The sequence below is a fragment of the Amycolatopsis sp. NPDC059235 genome (assembly GCF_042754125.1).
GTDB classification, from domain to species: Bacteria; Actinomycetota; Actinomycetes; order Mycobacteriales; family Pseudonocardiaceae; genus Amycolatopsis; species Amycolatopsis albidoflava.
On sequence record NZ_JBHZAG010000056.1, the window covers coordinates 36,274 to 57,415 of the forward strand.

The 21,142-nt window shown below is 68.3% G+C and carries 20 protein-coding genes; 7 read left to right on the top strand and 13 right to left on the bottom strand.

Going from position 1 to position 21,142, the window contains the following annotated elements; translation table 11 throughout:
* Positions 1-144 precede the first annotated feature (144 nt).
* Positions 145-1,104, top strand: coding sequence for a hypothetical protein (locus tag ACFXI3_RS30285; RefSeq protein WP_378404083.1), 960 nt, complete (start codon positions 145-147; stop codon positions 1,102-1,104).
* Here ACFXI3_RS30285 and ACFXI3_RS30290 read toward each other — a convergent pair.
* Genes ACFXI3_RS30290 through ACFXI3_RS30300 form a run of 3 tightly spaced genes read right to left on the bottom strand, consistent with a single transcriptional unit; the run spans position 1,101 to position 4,349 of the window.
* Entirely contained in the window at positions 1,101-1,775 is a 675-nt protein-coding gene (locus tag ACFXI3_RS30290; RefSeq protein ID WP_344278316.1) for an FCD domain-containing protein, read from the bottom strand. The two genes, ACFXI3_RS30285 and ACFXI3_RS30290, sit on opposite strands and share 4 nt — an antisense overlap.
* 37 nt (positions 1,776-1,812) lie before the next feature.
* Entirely contained in the window at positions 1,813-2,991 is a 1,179-nt protein-coding gene (locus ACFXI3_RS30295) for an MFS transporter (RefSeq protein WP_378404085.1), read from the bottom strand.
* Complete coding sequence (locus ACFXI3_RS30300) at positions 2,988-4,349, bottom strand: amidase (RefSeq protein WP_378404086.1); 1,362 nt, start codon at positions 4,347-4,349, stop codon at positions 2,988-2,990. Before ACFXI3_RS30300 ends, ACFXI3_RS30295 begins: the two co-directional genes overlap by 4 nt.
* A 327-nt stretch (positions 4,350-4,676) precedes the next feature.
* Between ACFXI3_RS30300 and ACFXI3_RS30305 the strand changes: the two genes are divergently transcribed.
* On the top strand, positions 4,677-7,646 hold the full coding sequence (locus tag ACFXI3_RS30305) for a right-handed parallel beta-helix repeat-containing protein (protein ID WP_378404088.1): 2,970 nt from the start codon (positions 4,677-4,679) through the stop codon (positions 7,644-7,646).
* 42 nt (positions 7,647-7,688) lie between these two features.
* Here the strand turns inward: ACFXI3_RS30305 and ACFXI3_RS30310 are convergent, their stop codons facing one another.
* The 3 genes from ACFXI3_RS30310 to ACFXI3_RS30320 form a co-directional block, all read right to left on the bottom strand.
* Positions 7,689-8,255, bottom strand: coding sequence for a hypothetical protein (locus ACFXI3_RS30310; RefSeq protein ID WP_378404090.1), 567 nt, complete (start codon positions 8,253-8,255; stop codon positions 7,689-7,691).
* Between the two features lie 114 nt (positions 8,256-8,369).
* Positions 8,370-9,668 carry an MFS transporter gene (locus ACFXI3_RS30315; protein WP_378404092.1) on the bottom strand — a complete coding sequence of 433 codons (1,299 nt, stop codon included), beginning with the start codon at positions 9,666-9,668 and terminating at the stop codon, positions 8,370-8,372.
* A gap of 91 nt (positions 9,669-9,759) precedes the next feature.
* Complete coding sequence (locus ACFXI3_RS30320; RefSeq protein WP_378404094.1) at positions 9,760-11,103, bottom strand: M20/M25/M40 family metallo-hydrolase; 1,344 nt, start codon at positions 11,101-11,103, stop codon at positions 9,760-9,762.
* A gap of 66 nt (positions 11,104-11,169) precedes the next feature.
* On the opposite strand from ACFXI3_RS30320, the gene ACFXI3_RS30325 reads away from it, so the two are divergent.
* Positions 11,170-11,706 (top strand): helix-turn-helix domain-containing protein, encoded by a 537-nt coding sequence (locus tag ACFXI3_RS30325; protein ID WP_378404096.1) that lies wholly within the window; start codon positions 11,170-11,172, stop codon positions 11,704-11,706.
* 199 nt (positions 11,707-11,905) lie between these two features.
* The gene (locus ACFXI3_RS30330) at positions 11,906-13,150 is read left to right on the top strand and encodes a cytochrome P450 (RefSeq protein ID WP_378404098.1); all 1,245 of its coding nucleotides are present in this window, start codon (positions 11,906-11,908) and stop codon (positions 13,148-13,150) included.
* Here the strand turns inward: ACFXI3_RS30330 and ACFXI3_RS30335 are convergent.
* From ACFXI3_RS30335 to ACFXI3_RS30365, 7 genes are all read right to left on the bottom strand, one after another.
* On the bottom strand, positions 13,039-13,410 hold the full coding sequence (locus ACFXI3_RS30335; protein WP_378404099.1) for a VOC family protein: 372 nt from the start codon (positions 13,408-13,410) through the stop codon (positions 13,039-13,041). The genes ACFXI3_RS30330 and ACFXI3_RS30335 overlap by 112 nt on opposite strands.
* A 48-nt stretch (positions 13,411-13,458) precedes the next feature.
* Positions 13,459-14,055: a GNAT family N-acetyltransferase gene (locus tag ACFXI3_RS30340; protein ID WP_378404126.1), complete on the bottom strand. Its 597-nt coding sequence runs from the start codon at positions 14,053-14,055 to the stop codon at positions 13,459-13,461.
* Between the two features lie 143 nt (positions 14,056-14,198).
* Positions 14,199-15,155, bottom strand: a complete 957-nt coding sequence (locus tag ACFXI3_RS30345) for a hypothetical protein (RefSeq protein WP_378404101.1) — start codon at positions 15,153-15,155, stop codon at positions 14,199-14,201.
* A 103-nt stretch (positions 15,156-15,258) separates the two neighbouring features.
* Positions 15,259-15,636 (bottom strand): hypothetical protein, encoded by a 378-nt coding sequence (locus ACFXI3_RS30350; protein ID WP_344278411.1) that lies wholly within the window; start codon positions 15,634-15,636, stop codon positions 15,259-15,261.
* On the bottom strand, positions 15,633-16,781 hold the full coding sequence (locus tag ACFXI3_RS30355; protein ID WP_378404103.1) for a cation:proton antiporter: 1,149 nt from the start codon (positions 16,779-16,781) through the stop codon (positions 15,633-15,635). Before ACFXI3_RS30355 ends, ACFXI3_RS30350 begins: the two co-directional genes overlap by 4 nt.
* Before the next feature lie 257 nt (positions 16,782-17,038).
* Positions 17,039-17,656, bottom strand: coding sequence for a response regulator (locus tag ACFXI3_RS30360; protein ID WP_378404105.1), 618 nt, complete (start codon positions 17,654-17,656; stop codon positions 17,039-17,041).
* Positions 17,653-18,828, bottom strand: coding sequence for a sensor histidine kinase (locus ACFXI3_RS30365; protein ID WP_378404107.1), 1,176 nt, complete (start codon positions 18,826-18,828; stop codon positions 17,653-17,655). The genes ACFXI3_RS30360 and ACFXI3_RS30365 overlap by 4 nt, the downstream gene beginning before the upstream one ends.
* Before the next feature lie 168 nt (positions 18,829-18,996).
* On the opposite strand from ACFXI3_RS30365, the gene ACFXI3_RS30370 reads away from it, so the two are divergent.
* Genes ACFXI3_RS30370 through ACFXI3_RS30380 form a run of 3 tightly spaced genes read left to right on the top strand, consistent with a single transcriptional unit; the run spans position 18,997 to position 21,130 of the window.
* Complete coding sequence (locus ACFXI3_RS30370) at positions 18,997-20,013, top strand: ABC transporter permease (protein WP_378404128.1); 1,017 nt, start codon at positions 18,997-18,999, stop codon at positions 20,011-20,013.
* Positions 20,013-20,711 carry an ABC transporter ATP-binding protein gene (locus ACFXI3_RS30375; protein ID WP_378404109.1) on the top strand — a complete coding sequence of 233 codons (699 nt, stop codon included), beginning with the start codon at positions 20,013-20,015 and terminating at the stop codon, positions 20,709-20,711. The genes ACFXI3_RS30370 and ACFXI3_RS30375 overlap by 1 nt, the downstream gene beginning before the upstream one ends.
* A complete protein-coding gene (locus tag ACFXI3_RS30380) occupies positions 20,708-21,130 on the top strand; it encodes a DUF2871 domain-containing protein (RefSeq protein WP_378404111.1) in 423 nt (140 codons plus the stop codon). The genes ACFXI3_RS30375 and ACFXI3_RS30380 overlap by 4 nt, the downstream gene beginning before the upstream one ends.
* Positions 21,131-21,142 lie beyond the last annotated feature (12 nt).

The window sequence follows — 21,142 nt, forward strand, 5'->3', positions numbered from 1 at the left end:
GGCATGACATCCCCGAATCAGGGATGCATCACCGGTTTTCCCCCTAAAGCGGTTGCTTAGTCGCAGGATAACGGCGCGGCTCCCGGATGCAACCTCGGGAGGCGACATCGGCGGTCACAACACGGCGAGTCAACGGGGTCGACCGTGCGTATCTGCCGGGACCGCGCCGTCCGCGACCGAGGTCTGCCGAGACAGCCTCGACACTCCAGCCGAAGCAGCGCTCGCCCGAACCCTCCACAACGCCGACTCGGCGATATCACCGCATCCGACATCGAGCAACTGGACGAAACGCAGTCAATCCGCTTTGCGCTTAGCCCAGTCCCAATCGGGATCTCGAGAAAATCTCGCGAGGACCTCTTCGAATTCTATGAGCTCGTCGAAATCCGTATCCACAAGGCCGGAGAGACCGCTCAGTACAACCTGCAGGAGCGGGCGAATGCACGAAACCTTCGAATACTCGATAGCGACCGGCGCGACCGACCCGAATCGTTCGACGAGTTCCGATTTCTCATAGTCGTAGTAATCATCCAGAACGTCATCGGAGAAATCGACGCCGAAACTACAGTCTCCCGCCAAGAGATGGTCGAAAATTTCACCATTCTTATAGAGTCCCGCTCCGCGCAATCGAGCCTCAAGTTTCTTGTGCGTATCCGGGTCGCACAAAAGCACTATGATCGGCCGCACAGCAACCCTCCTCCTGCTGGCCTCAGCAATCCAATAATGAAAAAGGAAGGTACACGATCACGAGGTAGTCAGCGAGGCCCGTTCAATCCGCTGCTCGTATCCAGCGGCTACCTGGCACTCTGCTGCCTCGCCGGACGAATGGTCGCCACTGACACGCAACGGGTATTCGTCATGCTCGCACCCCTGGTCATCGGCGTGGTCGCGGTTACTCTCGACAACCAGCGCAGCGACATCCGGCGTTTCCTCGTCGGCCTTCTCGCCTTTCTCTACATCGCACTCAACCTGCGAATCTTGCCCGACGACACGAAATTCCTGGTCGAGATCTGCGGCCTCATTGTCTTCGCCGTTCTGATCTCTTCGCAGTCCTGGCTCCCGCGAGACCGTCCAAAAACAGTCGCAGGATCACCGCCCCGCCCCTAGCGCAACTGGTCCAGGGTGCGCTCGACGTTGCGGCGGGTGGCCAGCGCGGCGGCCTCCGCGTCACCGGCCTCGATCGCGGCTAGGAGGCCGTGGTGGGCCTCGTGCAGCTCGTCCATGCTCACCTCGGCTGCGTCCAGGGTGGTGACGTCGGCGGAGACCGCGCGCATGGCGTCCAGGAAGGAGTCGAACACGTCGATCAGCACCGGGTTGTGCGCGGCCAGCACGACTGCCCGGTGGAAGGCGAGGTCGGCGTCGAGCAGTTCGGGGAGCGAACCGGCCCGGTCACGAGCCGCCAGCGCCTCGCGGAGCGCCTTGAGGTCGGCGGCGGTGCGGCGGGTCGCGGCCAGGCTGCCCGCCTCGACTTCCAGCGCGACGCGGACCTCGTACACGTCGATCGCCGCGGCCGTGCGCAGCTTCCGGTCCAAATCGGACAGTGGGGTCGCGGAGGCGACGTAGGTGCCCGAGCCCTGCTGGGAGTACAGCTGACCGGCGGAGATCAGCGCCCGGACCGCCTCCCTCGCGGTGGACCGGCCGACGCCGAGCAGCTTGCTCAGCTCGACCTCGTTGGGCAGTTTGGCCCCGACCGGCCACTCGCCCTCGCCGATCAGCCTGCGCAGCTCCGCCGTCGCCGCGTCGACCAAGGAGGTTCGCTGCACCGACCGGACCGTCATGTCGCATTCCTCTCTCCGCCTGGCGTCCGGCAATCTATCAGGTCACCAGCTCCTCAGATGAATCCAAAGACGGCTGAACAGGCAGGACGCGGTCGCGCAGCCGGATGCCGAACACCACGGCGACGCAGAACACCGCGAGCACCGAGCCGAGGGTGAACCGCAACCCCTCGGCGTCGGCCAGCCAGCCGAACAGCGGCGAGGTCAGCCCGCCGACCGACATGGCCAGGCCGAGAGTCAGCCCGCTGGCGGTGCCGGGCCGCGTGGGCAGGTAGTCCTGGGCGAGAGTCACCTGGTTGGCGAACGGCAGGAACATCGCCAGCCCCAGCAGCACGGTGCTGAGTTCCAGCACGGGATAGCTCGGGCTGAACACCACTCCGGCCAGCGCCGGAACTCCAAGGAGGTACCCGGCCCTGATCGGCGTCAAGCGGCCGAACCGGTCGCCGAGCCACCCGCCGAGCACGGTGCCCGCGGCACCGGCCAGCGTGAACGAGGTCAGCGTGACCGCCGCGGCGGCGGTCGAGGCGTGCAGTTCGCGGATCGCGTACAGCGAAAGCAGCGAACTCACTGTCACGTAAGGGATCGACCACCCGACAGTCGCCGCGACCAGCCTGCCGAAGGCCCGCCAGTCATCCGAGATGTCTACAGTGGACTCCCTAGCCGCGCTTCCGGTGACGCCAAGCGCATTGCGACGATTGAGCAGCCACAGCAACGCCATCACGACAGCCGGGACCGCCAGCAAGTAAGTCCCCGAAAGGCCGAGCGAACCGACGACCGCGGTGACGAGCGCGGGAGCGAGCGAACTGCCCAGCGTGCCGCCCACCGAGAACAGGCTCATGGCCCGCTGCGACCTGCCGCCCGCCGCACGGGCCTGGTTGGTGGCGGGCGGATGGTAAGCGGCCACCCCGATTCCGGCGACGGCGACGCAGATCCACGTGGCCAGGTACCCGTCCGCGAAACCGGCTCCGGCGATCCCTGCGGCGGCCACGAGGAAACCGAGCGGAGCCAGCCAGGAGCGCCCGGACCGGTCCACGACCATCCCGAACACCGGCTGCACCACACTGGACAAACCCGTTGCGGCCAAAGCGATTCCGGACACCGCCGCGTAACTGTAGTGGCGCTCGCTCATCATGAACGGCAGCAGCGCGGGCACTGCCCCTTGGTACAGGTCGTTGACGACATGGGTCCCGGTCAGGAAACCCAGTTGGGCCTTCTTCATCGCTTCGCCCTCTCCAGTTGTGCCGCAACGGAAATGAGGGTCGCCTCGGCGCCGTAGCGTCCGGTGAGCAGCACACCGACGGGCAGCCCGCCGGGAGTCCGGAGCGCCGGGACGGTCAGCGACGGCTGGCCGGTGATGTTGGCCAGCGGGGTCAGCGGATGAAACTCCAGCATGTTCTCGAAGGTCTGCGCGGGATCGTCGTCGACGAGGCCGCCCACCAGCGGCGGCAACGCGGCCGTGGCGGAACTGACGACCACGTCGAACCGGTCGTAGCGGGAGGCGATCCGGCGAGCGGTGGCCTGCATCGACACCAGCGCGGACATGAACGTCACCGCGTCGTAGCCCCGGGCTTTCGCCCGCAGCCAGCGGGTCAGCGGCAGCAGGTCCTGCTCCCGCTCGGCGGGAACCGGCACCGAGCAGGCGAGCAACGACCACACGACGGCGAACTCTTCGCGATAGTCGTCCGGATCCGTCGGCTCGGCGTACGCCACGTCGTGTCCCAGATCCGCAAGCAGCGCGACGGTGTCTTCGCACGCCCGCCGGCACCACGGGTCGTCGCTCTCCGGCCCTCGGAGCACACCGATCCGCAGCCGTCCGGGGTCGCGCTCGGCGCTGCTCGCGAAGTGCCCGGCCGGCACCGGCGGCAACTGGTGAGTGTCGCCGGGGCGCGCGGTGCTCATCGCGTCCAGCAGCAGTGCGGCGTCCGCGACCGTGCGGGCGATCGGCCCCGCGGTGGCGAGCCCGGCCGAATCCGGGCCGGGAGCGGGGCTCACTCTGCCTCTGGTCGGCTTGATCCCCACCAAACCGCAGCACGCGGCCGGGATCCGCACCGAGCCGCCGCCGTCGCTGCCGTGCGCCGCCGGAGCCAGTCCCGCCGCGACCGAGGCGGCCGCCCCGCCGCTGGATCCGCCCGCGGTACGGGCGAGGTCGTGCGGATTGCGGGCCGCGCCGAACACCGTCTCGGTGTAGGAGGAGCAGCCGAACTCGGCCGCGTTCGTCTTGCCCAGCACCACCATGCCCGCCCGGCGCAACTCCGTCACGACCGCCGCGTCCACCTCGGCGACCCGATCCGCGAAGACCGCCGATCCCGCCGTGTACCGGAGGCCTTTCACCGGACACGTGTCCTTCACCGAAACCGGCACCCCGCACAACACCGGCAGGTCCTGCGCGCCCGACCGGACCAGCGCCTCCGCCTCGCGCGCGGCCGCGAGCGCCCCCTCGTGGTCCACGGCGAGGTAAGCGCCGATCCGGTCGTTGTCGCGGTCGATCCGGGCCAGGTACTCCTCGGTGAGCTCCACCGGGGACACCTCGCGCGCCCGCACCGCCGCCGCCAGCTCGGCCAGCGTCAGATCGCTCATCTCAACTCCTCATGTCATCTGAGGACTTGGACGGTAACCGAGGCTTGGGTGTTAGGCAACCCTTATCGAGCCGACTGCGACAGCGAGCCGCTCATGGCGAACAAAGATCAGATGTACAGGTCACCTCAGCCGGCTCGGTGAAACCTCTCGCAACCTTCGCCATTGCCGGGCAGCTCCGCCCTCGATTCCTTGATTAACAGTCACTTCCCCACCTCCGGATACCACCCGGAGAACTCCTTGACGACCGATGCGCCCTGCTGCATAGTCTCCTAGACATCGGATGTCCTGGCGCTCAGGACCTGCGATGCCTGGTCAAGGAGGACCTGAATGGCGAACCGCCGGCTTCTGAGCCTCGTCCTGTCCGCCGTCGCCGGGTTAGGCGGAACGCTCGCGCTCGGCCCACCAGCCGCAGCGAGCGGGCCGCCGCCGATGACCGTTTACGCCGCTCCGGGTGCTGACGCTCCGCCCGGAAATCCCTGCACCCAGCCGCGTCCGTGCTCGCTTTCGCAGGCGCAGCAACGGGTTCGGCACCTGCTCGACACCGGCGTCGGCAACCACCGGGACATCGTGGTGCAGCTGGCCGGCGGCACCTACTACCTCGCCGCTCCCCTGGCGTTCGGCCCGCAGGACTCCGGGCGCAACGGCCACACCGTGACCTGGCAACCGGCGACCGGCGCGACCGTGACGATCAGCGGCGGCCGGCCGCTGCGTCCGGCGTGGCAGCCCACGGCGCCCGGCAGCAAGATCATGGCCGCGAGCGTCCCGGCTGGGCTGGACTTCGACGGTCTGTTCGTCAACGGGCAACGCCAGGTCCTCGCCCGCTATCCGAATTACGACCCGAACGCGGCCCGGCTCCAGGGCTCGACCTCGCTGGCCGACCTCGAGCGGGAATCGGCGAAATGGTCGGACCCGTCGACCGCCCTCGTGCGCGCGATGCATTGCGGCGACTGGGGTTCCGTCTCGTTCACCGTCAGCGGGCGCACCGGCGACGGGCTCGCTCTGCATTACGTCGGCGACAACAACCGGCCGCAGGACTGCGGGCTGACGAAGGGGAACGGGCCCGGCCGGGTCGGGCCCGCGATGGCCGAGAACGTCAAGGAAGAACTCGACGCGCCCGGCGAGTGGTACTACGACCGGGCGAGCGGCCAGTTGCTCTACTACCCGCCGGAGGGCACCGATCTCTCCGACGCGACGGTCGAAACCGCGGAACAGAACCAGCTGATCACGATGACCGGGACGTCGGCGGCCGACCCCGTCCACGACATCGCCCTTCGCGGGCTGCACTTCACCGCGACCCACCGCACGCTCTTCACCAGCCCGTTCGAAGCCGACGCCAAGGGCGACTGGGCGGTGGTCCGCAAAGGCGCGGTATCTCTGAAGAACGCCGCTGACATCTCGGTGACCGGGTCGTTCTTCGACCAGCTCGGCGGCAACGGCGTCTTCCTCGACAGCTACAACCGGCACAACACGATCAGCGACAACAAGTTCGAGTCCGACGGAGCCACGGACGTCCAGATCGTCGGCTCGCCGACCGCGGTGCGCGACTACTCCGCCAACTACTACGACAACATCGCGGTCACCGACACCGCGCCCGGGCCGAAGAGCGACGACTACCCCCGCGACATCCTCGTGCGGAACAACCTCATGCAGAACATGGGCCGGTTCGAGAAGCAGTCCTCCGGCGTCAACATCTCGATGAGCGCGGACGTGACAGTCGACGGCAACACGATCTCCGACAGCCCGCGCGCGTGCCTCAACATCGAGGACGGCACCTGGGGCGGGCACGACATCAAGAACAACGACCTCTTCAACTGCGTCGAGGAAACCGGCGACAACGGGTCCGTCAACGTGTGGGGCCGCGGCCGGTTCTGGGCCAGTTCCGGCAACAACACCCTCGCGCCGGGCACGAGTTTCGAAGGCTCCACCGGCACCGCGCTGACCGACGCGCAGGCCCGGCACCTGATGAAGCTCGACGTCGTCCGGCCGATCACCATCCAGCACAACCGGTTCTGGCACGCGGGCGACTGGGCCATCGATCTTGACGACGGGTCGTCCGACTTCCGTCTGCTGGACAACCTCGTCCTCAAGGGCGGCATCAAACTGCGCGACGGGTACGAGCGCACCGTGCGGAACAATCTGCTCGTGGACGGCTCGATCTACGAACAGGTGAGCCACTCCGACTGCGGCGACGTCATCGAGCACAACATCACTCTCGGGCCGCAGGCGTACAACAACGTGCTGAACAACCCGGTCACCGCCAAGTACGGCGTCGACCGCAACCTTTTCTGGAACGACAGCTACCCGGTCTACGTCAATCCCGACGGCAGCGGCAACGAGGCGCTTTCCGCGGACGGGGCCACGATCAACCCGCAGTCGGCCTGGGTGCGCGCCGGCATGGACCCGCATTCGCTCGTCGCCGACCCGAAGTTCGCCGCGGCGGATCCCCTTGGCAGCTACGACTTCACCGTCGCCGCCGACTCGCCCGCGGCCAGCCTCGGATACGCCAACTTCCCGATGACCGGCTTCGGCTCCGCGGGCGCACCGCTTCCGCCCAAGGCGGTTTTCGCCTACGGCCCTGGGGCCGGCGGGCCCGCCAACGGGATGATCGTCCAGCCCGAACAGCTGATGGGTGCCACCGCGACGAACATCCCGTCGCTCGCTGTCCAGTCGTCACTCGGCTTGACCAAGCCGTACGGCCTCTATCTCCCCACTGTGCCGCCGGGCAGTTACGCGGCGCAGAACGGGCTGAAGACCGGTGACGACATCACGGCCGTCAACGGCACCCCAGTGACTGACGATCGCAACACTTTCTGGCTCAGTTACAACAAACTCGCGCCGGGTGCGCCGATCACGCTGACCGTGCGGCGCGGGCAGGCCGACGTCACCTTGCGTCTCGCCAAGACAACGGAAGCCGAAGTCCTCAACAACACTTCCGGCGTCGTCTACACCAACACCGGCGCGCCGTCGTCGGGATGGATCTGGCGGGGCAGTTCGGCCGGGGGCGCGAACTCGTACCTCGACGACATCTGGGCGACCCAGAACGTCGGCGATTCGTGGAGTTTGACGTTCTATGGAACGGGAATCGACATTATTTCCGAAACCAATACCGACGAGGGCGACGTCGACCTCACCCTCGACGGCGCGCCTTACCGGACGGTCAGCTTCGTCACGCCGACCCGGCAGTACCAGTCGACGGTGGCGACTGTTTCCGGCCTGCAGCCGGGGGTGCATACGATCACCGGCACGATGAAGAACGGCAGTTATCTGATTGTGGATGCTTTCCGGACGCATCCGTAGGCATTCCCCGGGCGGGTGCCGTGCGTGCACGGCACCCGTTTCCTATGCCGCCTCGGGGCCAGCTTTCGTCAGAAGGTAGTCGTGCGGCTGCGCCGGGGGCGGTGTCGCCGTAACGTGCAATCGGGTGTAGTGGCCGTCGGTCAACCCGCTGACCGTCACCGATGTCCGGACCGAAACCAGCTTTCCGGACGTGCAATCAGGTATGCAGTCGTATTCCCAGAAACTGCCAGTGGCGTGCGCGGTCGCCGAGCCCCAGCCCGACCAGTGCAGCTGGTCGATCCCCATTTTCTGGTCCGCACACGCCAGGTTCAGCCACGAAGGTTTGGCGACAGCGTTGCCCTCGCACCGATAGATGGTTGGCGACGGCTGAGGAGTAACGTCTAAACGCTTCGCAGGCGGTGCCACAGCATGGTTAGCGGCGGACGCTACAGGCACTGCGGACGGTGCGGTCGAGGTGGCTGGTGGTGTGGTCACGGTTTCGCTGACGGTCGGAGTCAGCGCGGGCCCCGCCGTGTCCGCGGGACCTGAAGCGCAGGCCGTGACCGCCGCAGCGATCAGCACCAGAGCTCCCGCGCCCAGCACCGATCTTCGGATTCTCAACTCAGTCATGACAAATCCCCTCCCAGGCCGGACCTCCGCGGTCCGGCTATGGAGAGAATGACGCGCAACCCGCCGGGAGGTTGCGCGCCATCTGAATCGCCCTGTAAGTCCACAAAGGACAGTTCAGCGCACCCGCAGCCGCCGCCGGGCGAAAACCAGCGCGCTGAGGCTCAGCACCGCCAGCGCCATCACGTAATAGCTCGGTGCCAGATTGCTCCCGGTGAGCTGAATCAGCCAAATCACCACCAATGGCGTAAAACCGCCGAAAAGCGAAGCCGTGATGTTGTAGCTGACCGACAGCCCGGTCGCGCGGGTCCGGGTCGGGAAGACGTCGGCCATCATCGTGCCCAGCGGGCCGACGTACCAGACCTTCACCAATCCGATCGCGGCCATCACCGCGGTCATCACCGCGAACGTCGGCTGGCTGTTCAGCGCGAGGAACAGCGGGAAAATCGACAGCAGCATCACCGAGCACGCCGCGGCCATCAGCGGGATCCGGCCGGTCCGGTCGGACAGCCGCCCGGCGACCGGCGCGAGCACGGTCAGCACGATCTGGGTGACGATCGTCGTGGTGAAGGCCAGCGATTTGGGCAGTCCGAGGTTCCGGATGGCGAAGGTCGGCATGTAGATGATCAGGTAGCTGATCGCGGTGGACACCGCCATCGCGCCCATCGCGACCAGGATCCGGGTCTTCTGCGAGCGCAGGACCTCCCGCAGCGGCGCCTCGGCGGCGTCTTCCTCGAACACCGGGGATTCCTCCACGTGCCGCCGGATGTAGTAGCCGATCGGGGCGATCAGCAGGCCGAAGGCGAACGGGATCCGCCAGCCCCACGACCCGAGCTGCTGGTCGGTGAGCACCGCGCTCAGCACCGCGGCGAACACGATGCCCAGCAACGTGCTCAGGCCCTGGCTCGCCGCGCCCCAGCTGCCCATGAACCCGCGGCGTTTCCGATTGCTCTCCACCAGATACGCGGTCGCGCTGCCGAATTCGCCGCCCGCCGAGAAGCCCTGCAGCAGATTGGCGAACACCAGCCCGATCGGGGCCGCGATCCCGATCGTCGCGTAGTTCGGCATGATCGCGATGAGCAGCGACGCCACCGCCATGATCCGGATCGACCACACCAGCGCGGCTTTGCGGCCCGCCCGGTCGGCGTACGAGCCGAGAATCATTCCACCGAACGGGCGGATCAAATACGCGACCGCGACACTGGCGAAAGCCAGCATCAGCGACACCGCCGGATCGGTCGCGGGGAAGAACTGTTTGGCCAGGACGTCGGCGAACAGCGTGTAAGCCCCGAGGCTGAACCATTCCAGGGTGTTGCCGATCGTGGCCGCAAGCACGATCCGGGACGAGCGCGGCGAGGATGCTTCTTCGGGAGGATTGTCCTTGGTGGCAGGGGAATCCGGGGCGGGAATCGACATGGTCGCCTCCGAGGCGGTGCGTCAGCGGTTCGGCATCATCGGTGAATCGCGGCTCCGGGCACACCGGCCCGGAGCAACCATGTGCGGGAATTCAGCGGAGCTTTCCCAGTTCGAGCAAGACGTTCGCGGCGGCGGTGATCCCGGCGCGGAAACGGGCGAGTTCGAAATTCTCGTTCGGGCCGTGATTGTGCTCGTCGACATTCGCCAGCGGGATTCCGTAGCACGGCAGCCCGAGCCCGTCGGACAGCGCGGCGATCGGCAGGCTGCCGCCCATCGCGGGCACCAGCAGCGCCGGACGTCCGGCAGCCGCGCTGACCGCCTCGGTGATCACCGTCGTGTAAGGCGATTCCGGCAACGTCCGGGACGCTTCCATCAGCCCGCCCGGCACGTGCAGTTCAGCGTGCGGCAGGTGTTCGGCGAGGTGCGCGCGCAACGCCTCGATGACCGTCGAGGCACGCTGGCCGCCGACAGTCCGGATGTCACAGCGGGCGACCGCGACCGCCGGGATGACCGTGCGGTGGTCACCCTCGTCCAAACAGGACAGTGAATTGATGCTGAAAGTCGGCAACGCCAGGCGATCGTTGAAACCGACGCCTTCGGGAACGTCCATCCGGTCCAGCCCGACCTCGGCGAGCGCGGCGGGAACGTCGACCGGGAGCGCGTCCAGTGCGTCCCGTTCCGACGGGCTCAGCGGGACCATTCCGTCGGCGATTCCCCTGACCAGGATCTCGCCCTCCGGCGAGCGCATCGTCGACAGCAGCCACACCAGCTCCCACGCCGGGTTCGGCCCGACGCCGCCCCAGTTTCCCGAATGCAGCGCCGCGGGCGCGCCATGCACCCGAATCTCGAACCGGACCGCACCGCGCACGCCGAGACTGACCGTCGGCTCGCCGCTGTCGTGCACCGGACCGTCGCTCCACAGCACGAGGTCCGCGTCCCATTCGTCGCGCAGACCCGCCAGCGCTGATTCCAGGTTCGGACTGCCGATCTCTTCCTCGCCGTCGAGCAACACGGTCACGCTGCACGGCAGTTCGCCGGTCTCGGCGAGCGCCCGCAACGCGAGCAGCTGCGCGAGGTGCTGCCCCTTGTTGTCCCCCGTGCCGCGCCCGTACATCCGGCCGTCGCGGACGGTGGCCTCGAACGGCGGGCTGTCCCAGGCCGCGAGCGGCCCGGCCGGCTGCACGTCGTAATGGCCGTAGATCACCACATGCGGAGCGCCCGCCGGACCTTCTGCGCTCCCCACCACCAACGGCCAGCCGCCGGTCTCGACCTGCCGCGCTTCGAGCCCGCTGCGCCGCAGCAACCCACAGGCGAACTCGGCCGCCTCCGCCATGCCCTCACCGGTGGCGCTCACGCTCGGCACGGCGATCCACTCGGCCAGCTCCGCCTCGTGCCGCTCCCGGTACTGCTCGACGTACGACTCGATGCGGCGCACCCGACCTCCAGTGATTTCACTTTCTGATATCGATACCATCGAAGCAAATCGGCTAAGCTGCTGTCAATGGACGACCCCCTCCCGCGCCAGGCGACCGCCGACGACCTCCGCGCGCTCGCCCACCCGCTGAGCTGGCGGATCCTCCGGCTGTGCCTGGACACCGCGCGGACGAACCAGCAGCTGGCGAAGCGGCTCGAAGAGTCGCCGGCGACCGTGCTGCGCCGGGTGCACGCCCTCGCGGAAGCCGGTTTCCTCGTCGCCGAACCGGCCCGCCGCAGCGACCTCGGCGCCTGGGAACGCCCCTACCGGACTACACGACGGACCTGGCACCTCGACCTGGACCAGGCGGGCGATCCCGCACTGACCGCCCGCGTCGAACTCGCCACTTTGGACGCACATCGCGCCGAAATGATCGAGAGCGACCCAGCATCGATCCAGCAGACCCGCCGCGGCGTGGTCCGCCTCAGCGACGAGGCGGCAGCCGAGTTGCAGTCGCGATTGGACGCCCTGCTGGACGAGTTCGTCGCGCGCGAGGAGCCGACCGGGCGCAGGCATTCGTTCCTGTGGAGCGTGGTCGAACGGCCCGACGCCGAGGAGAACTGACCGCACCGCTTGATTTGAGGTTTTTCAGCAGTGCACGGGGTTCTCAGCGGGTCCGGCCACGATGCCGAAGTACGCGAGCCTCCACACACTGCACTACCGAGAAGACCCGCTGTGACGCGGTTCACGTCCGTTTTGCCTGATTACCAGGCCCGCCCGCGAAGCCATGCTTCAGCTCCGAACCCCAACGTGAGGAGCTCACATGACCGACAGCGAAACCTTCCCCATGGCGCGGGCGGCGGGCTGCCCCTTCGCCCCGGCACCCGGATTGACGAGCCGGCCGCCGGTGTCGCGGGTGCGGCTGTGGGACGGCAGCGAGCCCTGGCTGATCACCCGGTACGCCGATGTCCGTGCGGTGCTGGCGGATCCGCGGGTCAGCGTCGACGTCACGCAGCCTGGTTTCCCGCACACCAACGCGGTCAGCAAGGCGCGCGACGCGCAGATGAAAACGTTGATGCAGATGGATCCGCCGGAGCACACCGCGCAGCGGCGGATTCTGGCCCCGGAATTCACCGTCCGGAAAATGGCAGCGCTGCGGCCGCGGATCCAGCAACTGGTCGACGATCTCCTCGACCGCATGCTCGCCGGACCGAACCCGGCCGATCTGGTCGAGGCGTTCGCGATGCCGCTCCCCTCGCTAGTGATCTGCGAGCTGCTCGGCGTTCCCTACGCCGATCGCGACTTCTTTCAGGGAGTGGCCCGCACGCTCGTCATGGACGACCCCGACCCGGGGCGCGCGGTGACCGCCAGCGAGGAGCTGAACGCGTACCTCGAGGACCTCGTTGCCGCGAAGGCCGCGGAACCGGGCGATGATCTGCTGAGCAAGCTGGCCGTCGAACAACGCGAGGCGATGACCCCGCACGAGATCGCCGTGCTGGGTCAACTTCTGCTGGTGGCAGGTCACGACACCACCGCCGCCATGATCGCGTTGGGCACGGCTGTGCTGGTGACGCACCGCGAGCAGTTCCACGACACGTCAGCCGATCCGGTGGAAGAACTGTTGCGGTACCTGTCGATCACGCACACCGAGGCGCGTCGCGTGGCGTTGGCGGATCTGGAGATCGGCGGACAGCTGATCCGCGCGGGCGAGGGCATCGTCGCGGTGAAGAGCACCGCGAACCGGGATCCGCTGGCCTTCCCGGATCCCGACCGGCTCGACCTCCGCCGGTCCGCGCGCCACCACGTCGCGTTCGGCTACGGACGGCACCTCTGCCTCGGCGCGCCGCTGGCCAGGGTCGAACTGGAGATCGCGTACGCCACGTTGCGCCGGAGGGTTCCGACATTGGAGTTGGCGGTGCCGCTGAATCGCTTGGAGTTCAAGGAGAAGGCGATCTTCTACTCGGTACGCGAACTGCCCGTCACGTGGGCGAGCACGTTGACGACGGTGCCGCCCGGATCCTCGACGAAAAACCGCCGCACGCCCCAGGATTCGTCGGTGAGCGGGTAGACGACGCGCAGCCCGCGCCGGACCGCTTCGGCGTGGGCTCGCTCGACCGCCTCCGGTTCGCCGAGGTCGATTCCCCAGTGCGGCAAGGGATCGGTGCTGCCGGGCGGAAGGACCAGCACCTGGCCGTCCGGGTCGTCGCCGCCGCGGAGGCCGAGCACGGGATCCTCCATGGCGACGTCGAGGCCGAGGACGTTTACGTAGAAATCGCGGGTCGCGGCGTCGTCGGGGCCTTCGACGTAGGCGATGATGCGCTTGATCACCCGGTCAGCGTCGCAGACGGGCGCGCCGGGGGCTTGGAGAAATGGGAGCTAGCCGCCGGCGGAGTACGCGATGCGGCGGTGCCGTCCCGGCCGCTGCACCCGCCAATGGCGTCCGCGCGAGGACGACCGGCCCGAGCCGCGAGCCGCCAGTGCCAGGTTCCGCGCGGCGAACTGTTCGGCGGTAATGCTCATCAGGACCGGGTACTTGATCTCGCCGCGCAGCAACTCCTCGTCCCGAAGCCGGGCCGCCTCGCGAAAGCCCAGCTCGCCGTGCAGCGACAACGACGCGAAGTTGCTCCCGTTGACGCTCACCTCGCACGCCCGGTACCGGCACCGTTCGAACATGAACGCCAGCAGCAGCGCGACGGCGTCGGCGGCGTAACCGCAGCGGCGGTGCTGCGGGCCGATGCCGACGCCGTAGCTGAACCGGCCGGAGTACGGGTCCGTTTCGACCCAGACGGAACCGACCAGCGTGCGGTTGTGCAGCGTCTCGATCGCGAAGTGGAACCCGTCCGGGGAGGCGTGCCCGCGATGGGTCGCCCAGTGCCGGTAGCCGCCGACCTGGGGATCCCGGACGCGCACGGAGTCCCGGTCGAATCCGGCGAGGGTGCGCTGGTCGCCGGGGCGGACCTCGCGCAGCCGCACCTTCCGCCCGACCTCGTCGACCCGCCACGGGGCGACGGCGCCGGACCCGGACCGCCGAGACACATTCGTGATCATCGGGAGTGATGGTACCGGGCCGGGTTCCGGCGGCTGTCAGGAGAATCCCCGATCGGTTCCGGGACCTGTCACTCTTCGCAGTTTCCCTTCGTCGGAACGGGTTTGTTCGGATCGAACTGCCCCGGCTCCGGAGACAACGAGGGGCCGGTGAAGTACGGATCGGCGAACTCGGGGGCGAGCAGGTGCTTCTTGACGGCGTCGCACGACATTCTGGAGAAGTACCTGTGGAACTTGGCCGTCCACAGGCCGCGGCTGCCCGGTGCCCAGGACGAGCCGCTGCGCACGATGAAGTCGGTGTCGACCCGCACGAACGGTTCCAGGTCGCCCGGGCCCTCGATCACGCGGCTGCCGGGGTCGAAGGCGTAAGCCACGACGTACGAGACGTGCAGGTACAGCTCCCCGGCCTTGCCCGGCGCCACGGTCATCTTCCCGGACATTCTCGGCTGCACGGGCAGGAGGTGATTGCCGTCCTCAAGGTAGATCAGGTAGGCTTGAGGATTGGCTTGGAGGTCCTGCCGGACGTCCGGCGCGAAAAGCCCGATGTAGCCGTCCGGGTGGTGCCCCTCCAGGACCTCCTTGTCGAACTGCGCGACCTCGACCGCGTGCTTGACCTGCGCCTGCGCGTCGCCGACCTGCTTCTCCGAGAACGAGCCGACCTTCGCCGGGGCCGGGACGGTCAGCCCGGCGATGCCCTCGGGCCAGTTCTGCGCCGGGGTGTTGTCGAACGGCCGCCGCAGGTCGACGTGCCCGTAGTCGGGAAGGTCGGTCGGCGCGGGCGCGGTGGTGGTCGGCGTGCGCACGGCCGGGCTGCTCCCGGCGACTTCCTCCGCGCGCGTCCCCTGTTTCCACAGGTAGAACCCGGCCGCCGCCACGACGATCACCACCGCGCCCCAGATGGCGGCCGACCTGCGCCGACGCGCCCTCCGGCGGTCGCGGCGCAGGCCGGTCCAGGCTTCTTTCTCGGCATGCCGCTGCCAATCCGGATCCATCAGGTCCGGGTGGCTCTCGATGTTGTGGTCGTCCACTCGCTCCGCCTGTCTCGTCGATCTCGCATCGAAAGATCGACAGCCGGGAGCAGGCGTTACGACCGGCGGGCCTTCGCAATCATTTCGGAATCCAGACCGGGCATTAAATCAATTTGCACGGAATGTCGGCATTTTCGTCGAGGTGATACGAAGCGCACACGCGGTGGTAACCGTCCGCGATGACCAGGTCGTCGGCGGTCGCGAAACCGGGGTGGCCGTGGCCGCGGACGAGCAGGACCGGCGAGAGCGCCTTGCCGTCCTTGACCTTCTCGAGGTCCTTGGCGACGTGCGCGTTGTCCTCGGGCAGGAGCTTCAGCCTGCTCGCGCGGAGGATGTCCTTGGCCTTGCGGTGCGTCAGGTCCGCCTGCTTCAGCTGAGCGACCAGACCGGTCACGGTCTCCTCGGGCGCGACGAGGGTGAGATAGTCGAATGCTGCCGGATAATCGTGATCGTCCGGTTCGTCTTTCCAGTGTTCCTTCATGACGCCTCCCTCGATTCGTCGGTTCGTTCTTTGACCGCACGGGACGCGGCCCAAGCCGTCACCGCGACGCTGATGAGCGCCGCGGCGAGAATCGCCCCGCCCTCGCCCGGAGCGAGCAATTGTTCGCGCGTGCCGATCGTGACCGCCGCGACCGGCACTCCCAGCTGCGCGCCCGCGAGCACCGCCAGCGGCAACGGCTGTCCCAGCAGCCGCGTCGCACCGTGGACCACGACGGAACCGGCCGCGATCAGCGCCGCCAGCACGAGCATCACCGGATGCTGGCCGAGCGCGCGCAAATCGAGCGAAGCGCCCAGCCACACGAAAAACACCGGCCCGAGGAAGCCGTCGGTCACCCCGAACAACTGCCGGGCAAGCCGGCGCGGCTCCCCCACCGCGGCCAGCGCGAGTCCCGCGACGAACCCCGCGAGCATCACCGACACCCCGACCAGCTGAGCCAGCCCCGCGAGTCCGAAAAGGACAATCAACGCGATCCGGAGTTCGAGGCCGAAGTGCCGGGACTTGCTGAGGTCGTGTGCTTTGTCGACGAGGCCGCGAGCATGCAGCCACCGCAGCACCACAAACCACACCGCCCCGGCCGCGATGACCGCGAGCGCCCCCAGCGCCGCCCGCCCGGCTTTCTGCGGCGCGGCTGCCAGCGGAAGCGCCACGATGCACGCCGTGTCCGCGATCGCGACCTGCACGATCAAGGCCAGCGCGGGCGGGGTGGCGAGCTTCGTCTCGTCCAGGACCGGCATCACCAGCGCCGCGGAACTGGACGCGAGGAGCACGGCGTACAGCAGCCCGTGCCCGGTGCCGACGAGCGCCGCCACCCCGAATCCGGCGGGCACCGACAACACGCCCACCAACGCGGCCAGCAACGCCCCTCGCCCGGCCGCCACGCGCAGTGCGGAGTCCCGCAACGGCACGTGACTGCCCGCGACCAGCATCACCAGCGCGAACCCGGCGGAGGCGACGTAGGAGAGGATCGGATCGTCGGCTTTCACCCAGCCGAGCCCGGTTCGGCCGACTGCCACGCCGAGGAGGATTTCCCCGACGACGATCGGGATGCGAGCGCGTTTCGGGGTGGCCAGGAGCGGCCCGGCCAGCCCGGCGAGGAGGACGACGGCCATCGCGAACAGGTTCATCAGCGCGCCTCCTCCCCGGTGGGCCTTGGGTATTGTCGCCCGCTCCGGCGGCCCGGACTACTCCCGTCACCTGGATGCGGTGCGGGAATTCCGCCGCACGAAGCGGCCAGCGGGTCCGGGAGCCAGCGATTGTCCCCTCATCACCGCTTGCTCACGTCCGTGAGGGGAACCCTCACGTACTCAGATTCCCTGAGGGTTCCCCTCACGCACTTGAGGCGGCGACTCCGCAGACGCCGCCGAACCCCGGCCGCGAACCGTCAGCGGCGGATCAGGCCCTGTGCTTTCCCAGCCGCCACCGCCGCGGTCCGGGAATCCACTCCGAGTTTCGTGTAGATGTGCACCAGATGCGATTTCACCGTCGCCTGGCTCAAAAACAGCCGTTTGCTGATCTCCAGATTCGACAACCCGTCCGCGACCAGACCCAGCACCTCGATCTCCCGTGGCGACAAAGCGGCCGCGGGAGTGCGCATGCGGGTCATCAGCCGATGCGCGACCGCGGGGGCCAGGACGGTCTGTCCAGTAGCGGCGTTCCGCACTGCGGCGGCGAGGTCCTCCGGTGGGGCGTCCTTCAGCAGATACCCGGTCGCCCCCGCTTCGATGGCGGCCAGGATATCGCCGTCGGTGTCGTACGTCGTCAGGACCAGGACTTTCGGCGCGTCCGCCGAAGCAGTGATCGCCGCGGTGGCTTCGGAGCCGTGCATTCCGGAGCCGAATTGGAGGTCCATCAGCACGACGTCCACCTCGCCTGCCAAGCGCACGGCTTCCTCCGCGGAGGAGGCTTCGGCGACGACTTCCAGGTCCGGTTCAGTCTCCAGGACGGCGCGCAAGCCGGCGCGGACCACGGGGTGGTCGTCGGCCAGCAGGAGGCGGATCATCGCGGGTCCACGGGGAAGCTCACTGCCAGTGCGGTGCCGTTGCCCGGTGCGGATTCCACTGTCCACGAGCCGCCCAGGGAGCGGGCGCGGGCGCGCATCGCGGGCAGGCCGAAGCCGCTGCCGCCGCGTACTTCTTGCGGGTCGAAGCCGATGCCGTCGTCCACGGCATCCAGGGTGACGCTCGTGTCCATGTAGCTCAAGGTCAGCTCGGCGCGGCTGGCGGCGGCGTGCAGGACGGTGTTGGCCAGCGCCGACTGGGCGATCCGCAGCAGGGCTACCTCGTACGCGGTCGGCACGTCGAACGGGGTGCCGCTGAGGTGAAAGTGGACGGTCAGGCCGGAACGCTGCGCTGTGGTCGCGCAAAGGCGTTCCAGGGCGGCGGGCAAGGAAGCGCCTTCCAGCTCAACCGGAGCCAGGGCGTAGACGAGGCGGCGTGCTTCGGTGAGGTTGTCTTGGGCGGCTTGCCGGGCCTGCGTCACGTGCGGGACGGCGGCCTCGGGACGGTCTGGCAAGGCGCGTTCAGCGGCGCGGAGCAGCAGGTGGATGCTCGAGAGGCCCTGCGCCAGCGTGTCGTGGATTTCCCGGGCGAGGCGTTCGCGTTCGGCCAGGACGCCGGCGGAATGTTCCATCGCGGCGAGGTCGTTGCGGGTCTCGCGCAGTTCCTCGATGAGGTGCCGCCGTTGTTCGCTTTCGCGGTAGAGCGCCTGGTAGCCGAGCACGGTGGCGATCGCGACCGCGGCACCCAACGCTGGCCCGATGATCACGCCGACGCTGAATCCGCCTTGGTGGCGCGTGAAACCGGCGATCGCCAGGACCGTGGTGAGCGCGACGACGGCCGGACCCCAGCGAGTCGGCAGCAGGTGCATTTGCAGGAAGTACAGCGGGAAAGCCAGCCACACCCCGTCCGGTGTGAGCCACAGCAGGACTAGCCACGCGAGGCCCAGCACGGCCAGCCATCCGGCCGTCGCGGCCGGCAGCCTGCCGACGCGGGGCAGCAGCGGGCCCGCGGTGTAGACGCCGCCCATCACGAGCGCGCCCGCCAGTACCGCGGGTGCGTTCGCCGCGCCGTCGGAGAACGCGCGCGCGACGGCGAGCACCAAGAGCCCGGCCAGCAGGAGGTGCAGGCAGACGCGCAGCACGCGCAACGGCCGGTCGAGGGTGTGCGGGTTCACCAAAAAGCCTCCTGCGGTCGATTGTCCGTGCTCCGCCGGGAATCCGCATCAATCGAAAGGTTGAGCGGCGAGTGCGTCCATCGATTCCCGGGAGGCCATCCGCGGCGCGATGTCCCCGCGCCCTGTCCGGACGAGGCTGGAAGGCACACCGAGAAGGAAGGCATGCACATGTTCGTCGCGTGGCGGGATCTGCGCTTCGCCAAGGGGCGGTTCGCGTTGATGGGGACCGTCGTCGTGCTGATGACGTTGCTGGTCGGACTGCTGTCCGGACTCACCGCGGGGCTGGCCGCGCAGAGCACGTCCGCGATCACCGGGTTGCGGGCCGATCATCTGGTCTTCGCCGAACCCGGCAGCGGATCCCTCTCGTTTGGACAGTCCACAGTGACCCAAGACCAGGCCGAGCAGTACGCCCGTGTTCCGGGAGTGACCAGCGCCGAGCCGATCGCGATCAGCACGGCCAGCGCGGCGGTCGGCGAGCGCACCGCGACGCTGGCGGCGTTCGGGGTCCGGAACTCGAGCCCGGGTACAGCCGTGCTGTCCACGGGTGCGGCGGACGCGTTGAAGGCCCACGAAGGCGACCAGCTCACCCTGCAAGGCCACAAAGTCACTGTGGCCGCCGTCAATGGAGACGCATCGTACAGCCATCTCCCGGTCGTGTGGACGCACTTCGCCGGTCCAAACGCGACAGTGCTCGCGGTGACCACTGACAAGTCCGCCGACCTCACCGCAGCGGACGCACGCCTCGGCACCCGCACTGTCACGAAGGACGACGCGTTGTCCGCGATCGGTTCCTACTCGGCGGAAAACGGCTCGCTCCAGCTGATGCGCGGCTTTCTGTTCGTGATCTCCGCGTTGGTGATCGGCGCGTTCTTCACCGTGTGGACGATCCAGCGCAGCCGCGACATCGCGGTGCTGAAAGCGCTCGGCGCGACCACGAAGTACCTGCTCCGGGACGCGCTTGGCCAAGCCGTCGTGCTGCTGATCGGCGGGACGGCGCTCGGGACCGGGCTCGCCGCCGCGCTTGGAGCGGTCGCGTCGGGAACGGTGCCGTTCGTGCTCAGCGCGGGCACGCTGCTCGGCCCGGCGGCGGTGCTGGTGGTCCTCGGCGTGCTCGGCGCCGCGCTGGCGGTCCGCCGCATCACCTCCGTCGACCCGCTGACCGCCCTCACCTCCGGAGCGCACTGATGAGCCTGAATCTGTCCGGCATCACCCTCACCTACCCCGACGGCGATTCCCGCCTCACCGCCCTCGACCAGGTCGACCTCCACGTGCCCGCCGGAAGCGTCGCCGCGGTGGTCGGGCCGTCCGGGTCCGGCAAGTCGAGCCTGCTCGCCGTCGCCGCGACGCTCATCCGGCCCGATCGCGGACGCGTGGTCGTCGGTGGTGTCGACACCGCCGGCCTGGACCGGGCCGCGCTGGCGGAACTGCGTCGCACCAAGATCGGGATCGTGTTCCAGCAACCGAATCTGCTCGCGTCGCTCACCGCGGCGGAACAGCTGGAAGTCATGGCGCACCTGAGCGGAACACCGCGCAGCGAGGCGACGAAACGAGCGAAGGAGCTGCTCGACGCCGTCGGGCTCGCCGATCGTGCGACGCACCGGCCGGGCCGGCTTTCCGGCGGGCAGCAGCAGCGGGTGAACATCGCGCGCGCCTTGATGAACGAGCCCGCCGTGCTGCTGGTCGACGAGCCGACGAGCGCACTGGACCAGGACCGCGGCGCGGCGGTCGTCGATCTGCTCACTACGATCACGCACCGACAGGCGACGGCAACCGTACTGGTCACCCACGACCGCTCCCACCTCGAAGGGGTCGACTCGGTGCACGAGGTCGTCGACGGACGGATCCACCAGCCGGCCCGGGCCGGAGCCGAGGAGAACCGATGACGAAGAAGATCTACTGGGCCGCCGCGATCTACACGATCCTCGGCCTGCTCGGCGGGCTCTACTACCGCGAGCTGACCAAGGCGAAGAACTTCACCGGCGACACCCAGCTGTCCATTGTGCACACCCACCTGCTCGCGCTCGGGACGCTGGTGTTCCTGATCGTGCTGGTGCTGGACAAGGTGTTCACCCTGTCGGCGACGAGGTCGTTCGCGCCGTTTTTCTGGATCTACCACGCCGGGATGTTCGTCACCGTCGGCGGGATGGTCGTGCACGGCACGCTCACCGTGCTGGGCAAGGAATCCGGCGCGGCGATCGCCGGAATCGCCGGGCTGGGGCACATCCTGCTGACTGTCGCGTTCGTCCTGCTGTTCGTCGGCCTCCACGGTCGCATCTGGAAACCCGCCGAAACAAAGGCGTGACGTGAAGGGCTC

Coding starts and splice junctions, on each gene's coding strand:
- ACFXI3_RS30290 (WP_344278316.1), bottom strand. CDS start 1,775: ATGACGGTCCGGTCGGTGCAGCGAACCTCCTTGGTCGACGCGGCGACG.
- ACFXI3_RS30295 (WP_378404085.1), bottom strand. CDS start 2,991: ATGAAGAAGGCCCAACTGGGTTTCCTGACCGGGACCCATGTCGTCAAC.
- ACFXI3_RS30300 (WP_378404086.1), bottom strand. CDS start 4,349: ATGAGCGATCTGACGCTGGCCGAGCTGGCGGCGGCGGTGCGGGCGCGC.
- ACFXI3_RS30305 (WP_378404088.1), top strand. CDS start 4,677: ATGGCGAACCGCCGGCTTCTGAGCCTCGTCCTGTCCGCCGTCGCCGGG.
- ACFXI3_RS30310 (WP_378404090.1), bottom strand. CDS start 8,255: ATGACTGAGTTGAGAATCCGAAGATCGGTGCTGGGCGCGGGAGCTCTG.
- ACFXI3_RS30315 (WP_378404092.1), bottom strand. CDS start 9,668: ATGTCGATTCCCGCCCCGGATTCCCCTGCCACCAAGGACAATCCTCCC.
- ACFXI3_RS30325 (WP_378404096.1), top strand. CDS start 11,170: ATGGACGACCCCCTCCCGCGCCAGGCGACCGCCGACGACCTCCGCGCG.
- ACFXI3_RS30330 (WP_378404098.1), top strand. CDS start 11,906: ATGACCGACAGCGAAACCTTCCCCATGGCGCGGGCGGCGGGCTGCCCC.
- ACFXI3_RS30350 (WP_344278411.1), bottom strand. CDS start 15,636: ATGAAGGAACACTGGAAAGACGAACCGGACGATCACGATTATCCGGCA.
- ACFXI3_RS30355 (WP_378404103.1), bottom strand. CDS start 16,781: ATGAACCTGTTCGCGATGGCCGTCGTCCTCCTCGCCGGGCTGGCCGGG.
- ACFXI3_RS30360 (WP_378404105.1), bottom strand. CDS start 17,656: ATGATCCGCCTCCTGCTGGCCGACGACCACCCCGTGGTCCGCGCCGGC.
- ACFXI3_RS30370 (WP_378404128.1), top strand. CDS start 18,997: ATGTTCGTCGCGTGGCGGGATCTGCGCTTCGCCAAGGGGCGGTTCGCG.
- ACFXI3_RS30375 (WP_378404109.1), top strand. CDS start 20,013: ATGAGCCTGAATCTGTCCGGCATCACCCTCACCTACCCCGACGGCGAT.
- ACFXI3_RS30380 (WP_378404111.1), top strand. CDS start 20,708: ATGACGAAGAAGATCTACTGGGCCGCCGCGATCTACACGATCCTCGGC.